At 67.9% G+C, this 4364-nt stretch carries 6 protein-coding genes; 5 read left to right on the forward strand and 1 reads right to left on the reverse strand.

Annotated features, from left to right (window positions below; all coding sequences use genetic code 11):
- The 5 genes from ACMV8A_RS15515 to ACMV8A_RS15535 form a co-directional block, all read left to right on the forward strand.
- Positions 1-293: hypothetical protein (locus tag ACMV8A_RS15515; protein ID WP_495326790.1), on the forward strand; the 293-nt coding region annotated here is incomplete at its 5' end.
- A 79-nt stretch (positions 294-372) separates the two neighbouring features.
- A complete protein-coding gene (locus ACMV8A_RS15520) occupies positions 373-1572 on the forward strand; it encodes a TonB-dependent receptor (protein WP_495326791.1) in 1200 nt (399 codons plus the stop codon).
- A 13-nt stretch (positions 1573-1585) separates the two neighbouring features.
- A complete protein-coding gene (locus ACMV8A_RS15525; RefSeq protein WP_495326792.1) occupies positions 1586-2491 on the forward strand; it encodes a metal ABC transporter substrate-binding protein in 906 nt (301 codons plus the stop codon).
- The gene (locus ACMV8A_RS15530; protein ID WP_495326793.1) at positions 2488-3243 is read left to right on the forward strand and encodes a metal ABC transporter permease; all 756 of its coding nucleotides are present in this window, start codon (positions 2488-2490) and stop codon (positions 3241-3243) included. The genes ACMV8A_RS15525 and ACMV8A_RS15530 overlap by 4 nt, the downstream gene beginning before the upstream one ends.
- Positions 3240-3701: a HugZ family pyridoxamine 5'-phosphate oxidase gene (locus ACMV8A_RS15535; RefSeq protein ID WP_495326794.1), complete on the forward strand. Its 462-nt coding sequence runs from the start codon at positions 3240-3242 to the stop codon at positions 3699-3701. Before ACMV8A_RS15530 ends, ACMV8A_RS15535 begins: the two co-directional genes overlap by 4 nt.
- 31 nt (positions 3702-3732) lie before the next feature.
- Here the strand turns inward: ACMV8A_RS15535 and ACMV8A_RS15540 are convergent.
- Positions 3733-4364: RtcB family protein (locus ACMV8A_RS15540; protein WP_495326795.1), on the reverse strand; the 632-nt coding region annotated here is incomplete at its 5' end.

Here is a 4364-nt window from a genome sequence, read left to right on the forward strand (position 1 = left end):
CGCCAAGCCTGATGCCACACCGCGGACTACACATCTTCCTGGTCCTGGCCCTGCTGCTGTTTTCCTGGGCCGAGCTGGAGCACAGCACGGACCTCGACGCCCACCACGGCGGCGAGAGTTGTGCGGTATGCCTGTTCGCCAGCCCGCTGGGCAACGGCGCCACCCCCGCGGCCACGCTGCCCCGGCCGCCGCAGGCCGCCGTGCGGGTGCAGCACGACCGGCGCACCACCACGGTGTTGCCGCAACCCCATCGCCACACCCTGGGCCAGCGCGGCCCGCCCCTTGACGCCTGATCCGCAACATCGCTGCATCTGATCCGCTCCGGTCCGAGCAGGGCCGGAACCTCGATCCGCACATATCAGGAGTCAACGCATGAAACGCATCGCTCTGGCCATCGTGGCCTGCTGCGCGGCACCCGTCTGGGCTGCCGGCAGCAACAGCTTCAACCCGGACATCTCCCTCATCCTGCAGGGCCGCTACCTCAGCGCCAAGGACCTGGAGGAACGCCACATCAGCGGCTTCCTGCCCGCCGGCGAACATGACCACGGCAGCGGCCGCGGCTTTTCCCTCGACCACACCGAACTGACCTTCTCCGCCAACGTCGATCACTATTTCCGCGGCTACGCCAACTTCGCCGTCATCGACGAAAAGATCGACGTGGAAGAAGCCTGGTTCCAGACCCTGGCGCTGGACCACGGCTTCACGGTGAAGGGCGGCCGCTTCCTCTCCGGCATCGGTTACGCCAACGAACACCATCCCCACGCCTGGGACTTCGCCGACCAGAGCCTGGCCTATCGGGTGCTGTTCGGCGAACACCTGATCCAGGACGGCGTGCAGGCGCGCTGGCTGGCCCCCACCGACACCTTCCTCGAATTCGGCGTCGAGGCGGCGCGCGGCCAGTTCTTCCCCGGCTCGGAACAGGGCGGCGACAGGAACGGCGCCGGCACCTGGGCCGCCTTCGCCCGCCTCGGCGACGACTGGGGCGACTCGCACAGCTGGCGCGCCGGCCTGTCCTACCTGCACGCCGGCCCCAAGGGCCGGGGATCCCATGTGGAAGACGCCAACGACATCGAGGCCCACCTCGACTTCACCGGCGACTCGAAGACCTGGATCGCCGACTTCGTATGGAAGTGGGCGCCGGACGGCAACAGCCGCGAGCGCAACCTCAAGCTCCAGGCCGAATACTTCCAGCGCCACGAAAGCGGCACGCTGGAATGCGAAGACAACAGCGCCGCCGGCGGTGCCTGCAACGGCACGGCGGGCGACTACAGCGCCAAGCAGTCCGGCTTCTACGCCCAGGCGGTGTACCAGTTCATGCCACGCTGGCGTGTGGGCTACCGCTACGATTGGCTGGACTCCGGCACGGTGGACTACGGCGCCAACGACGGCATGCTGGAGCACAGCAAGTACAACCCCACGCGCCACAGCGTGATGTTGGACTACTCACCGTCGGAGTTCTCGCGTCTGCGCCTGCAACTGGCCCAGGACCAGTCCATGCGTGATGTGACCGACAACCAGATCATCGTGCAGTACGTGATGAGTCTTGGCCCACACGGCGCGCACAAGTTCTGAGGGAGGTACTGCCATGAAACACTTGCTGCTTTCTGCTGCGCTGCTGGCGGCGCTACTGGCGCATAGCGCGGCGCATGCCGCGCTGGAGGTGCTGGCCTGCGAACCGGAGTGGGGCGCGCTGGTGACGGAACTGGCCGGCGACCAGGCCAGGGTGAGCGTGGCCACCACGCCGCGCCAGGACCCGCACCGCATCGAGGCGCGGCCCTCGCTCATCGCCCGCGCCCGCCGTGCCGATCTGCTGGTGTGCACCGGCGCGGAACTGGAGATCGGCTGGCTGCCTTTGTTGCAGCGCGAATCCGGCAACGCGAAGATCCAGGCCGGACAGCCCGGTCATTTCGAAGCCGCTGATTACGTGGCGCTGATCGAAAAACCGCAGACGCTGGATCGCGCCCTGGGCGACGTGCACGCCGCGGGCAATCCACATTTCCTGTTCGATCCACACACCCTGCCGGCGGTGGCCGAGGCGCTGACGGCACGGCTGCAAAAGATCGACCCCGCCCACAGCGCCCACTACGCCGCGCGCCTGACCGACTTCAAGCAGCGCTGGGCTGCCGCCCTGGCACGCTGGGAACAACGCGCCGCGCCGCTCAAGGGCACGCCGGTGGCGGTGCACCACAGGAACTGGAGCTACCTGATCCAGTGGCTGGGCATGGACATGGTGGTGGACCTGGAACCCAAGCCCGGCGTCGATCCGTCGGCGGCCTATCTGGCCGAGGTGGTCAAGCGGCTGGAACAGAAGCCGGCACGCATGGTACTGCGCGCCAACTACCAGTCGCCGCGTCCCTCGCAATGGGTGGAGCAACGCACTGGCATCAAGGCGGTGGAACTGCCCTTCACCGTCGGCGGCAGCGAGCAGGCGGTAGATTTGTTCAGCCTGTTCGACGACATCATCACGCGCCTGCTGGAGGGTCGCTCATGATCGACGATCTCTCCATCATCCTGCCCGCCTTCGTGGCGGGCCTGCTGGTGCTCGCCACCCACGTGCCGCTGGGGCGGCGCGTGCTGGAACGCGGCATCATCTTCATCGACATCGCCATCGCCCAGTTCGCCTCCCTCGGCGTGGTGCTGGCGCACATCCTGCACCTGGAGTCGGCCTGGATCATTCAGGCCGGCGCCTTCGCCGCCGCCCTCGGCGGTGCCGCCCTGCTCAACCTCAGTGAGCGGCTGTGGCCCGAGGTGCAGGAGGCGATCATCGGCAGCAGCTTCGTGGTGACGGCCTCGCTCGCCATCCTGCTGCTCGCCAACGATCCGCACGGTGGCGAGCAACTGCATCAACTCCTGGTGGGACAGATCCTGTGGACCACCTGGAACGATCTGCTGCCGCTGGCCGGCATCACCCTCCTGGTACTGGCCGCCTGGTTCGGCTTCGGCCTGCAGCGTTCGCGGCCCGGCTTCTATCTGCTGTTCGCCCTGGCGGTGACACTGTCGGTACAGATGGTGGGCGTATATCTGGTGTTTGCCAGCCTGATCCTGCCGGCGCTGGCCGTGCGCCGCAGCGGGCCGCGGCGCGGCCTGCTGCTGGGCTATGGCGTGGGTGCGCTGGGCTATGGCCTCGGCCTGCTGCTGTCGCTGTGGTTCGACCTGCCTTCGGGCGCAATCATCGTCTGCACCCTGGCCGCCGGCGCCGTGGTGCTGCTGCCGCTGACGCGGCAGGGTAAACTTGCCGCATGAACGACGATTCCATGCGCCACCGTCTGCAACGCCTGGTGCAGCAGCGCCGCTGGGCGGCGCTCGCCACCAGCGACACCACCGGCACCCCCATGGCCTCCATGGTGGCTTATGTCGCAGGCAACGACGCCCGCGTCATCTATCTGCATCTCTCGCGCCTCGCCGCCCACACCGGCAACCTGCTCGCCAACGGCAAGGCGGCCCTGGTGATCAGTGAAGACGATGACGGCAGCGGCGACCCGCAGGAACTGGTGCGCGTCACGCTGCAAGGCAAGGTCACGGCAGTGGCCCGCGACAGCGACGAATACCGCCGCACCCGCGAGCGCTACCTGGAACGCCTGCCCGCCTCCGAGCAACTATTCGAGTTTCCCGACTTCATCCTGTTTCGCCTCGATGTGGAATCGGCGCGCTTCGTCGGCGGCTTCGCCCAGGCGCGCAGCTTCGGCCCCGGCGATCTCTGAACGCTCCGCTCGAAACTCGAAACTCGAGAAGTTACCCCTTCACGCACACCACAGGTACCAGTCGCGCCACCTTGCGCGCCAATCCCGCGGCATGCGCCGCATCCACCACCGCCGACACATCCTTGTAGGCGCCCGGCGCCTCTTCCGCCACGCCGCGCAGCGAGGGACTGCGGATGAGAATGCCGCGTGCGGCCAACTCCTCCACTACGTTGCGGCCATGCCACTGCCGCGTTGCCGCATGACGGCTCATGGCGCGGCCCGCGCCATGACAGGCGGAACTGAAGGCACGTGCCTCGCTTTCCGTGGTGCCGGCCAGAATGTAGGAACTGGTCCCCATGGAGCCGCCGATGAGCACCGGCTGGCCGACGGCGCGCAACGTGTCCGGCAGCTCGCGGTGGCCCGGGCCGAAGGCGCGGGTGGCACCCTTGCGGTGCACGAACAGACGCCGCGGCCTGCCGTCGATGCTGTGCTCCTCCACCTTGCAGGTGTTGTGCGACACGTCGTAGAGCAGATCGAGCCGGGCCTGCGGGGCGAGGCGCGCAAACACCTCGCGCGTCAGGTGGGTGATGATCTGGCGGTTGGCCAGGGCGCAATTGATCGCCGCGCGCATGGCGCCGAGATAGCGCTGCCCCAGCGGCGAGTCGATGGGGGCGCAGGCCAGTT

The sequence above is a fragment of the Sulfurivermis sp. genome (assembly GCF_059410345.1).

What these genes read in the sequence shown, in the direction of transcription:
- ACMV8A_RS15530 (WP_495326793.1), top strand. Translation starts at nt 2,488, where the DNA reads ATGATCGACGATCTCTCCATCATCCTGCCCGCCTTCGTGGCGGGCCTG.
- ACMV8A_RS15525 (WP_495326792.1), top strand. Translation starts at nt 1,586, where the DNA reads ATGAAACACTTGCTGCTTTCTGCTGCGCTGCTGGCGGCGCTACTGGCG.
- ACMV8A_RS15535 (WP_495326794.1), top strand. Translation starts at nt 3,240, where the DNA reads ATGAACGACGATTCCATGCGCCACCGTCTGCAACGCCTGGTGCAGCAG.
- ACMV8A_RS15520 (WP_495326791.1), top strand. Translation starts at nt 373, where the DNA reads ATGAAACGCATCGCTCTGGCCATCGTGGCCTGCTGCGCGGCACCCGTC.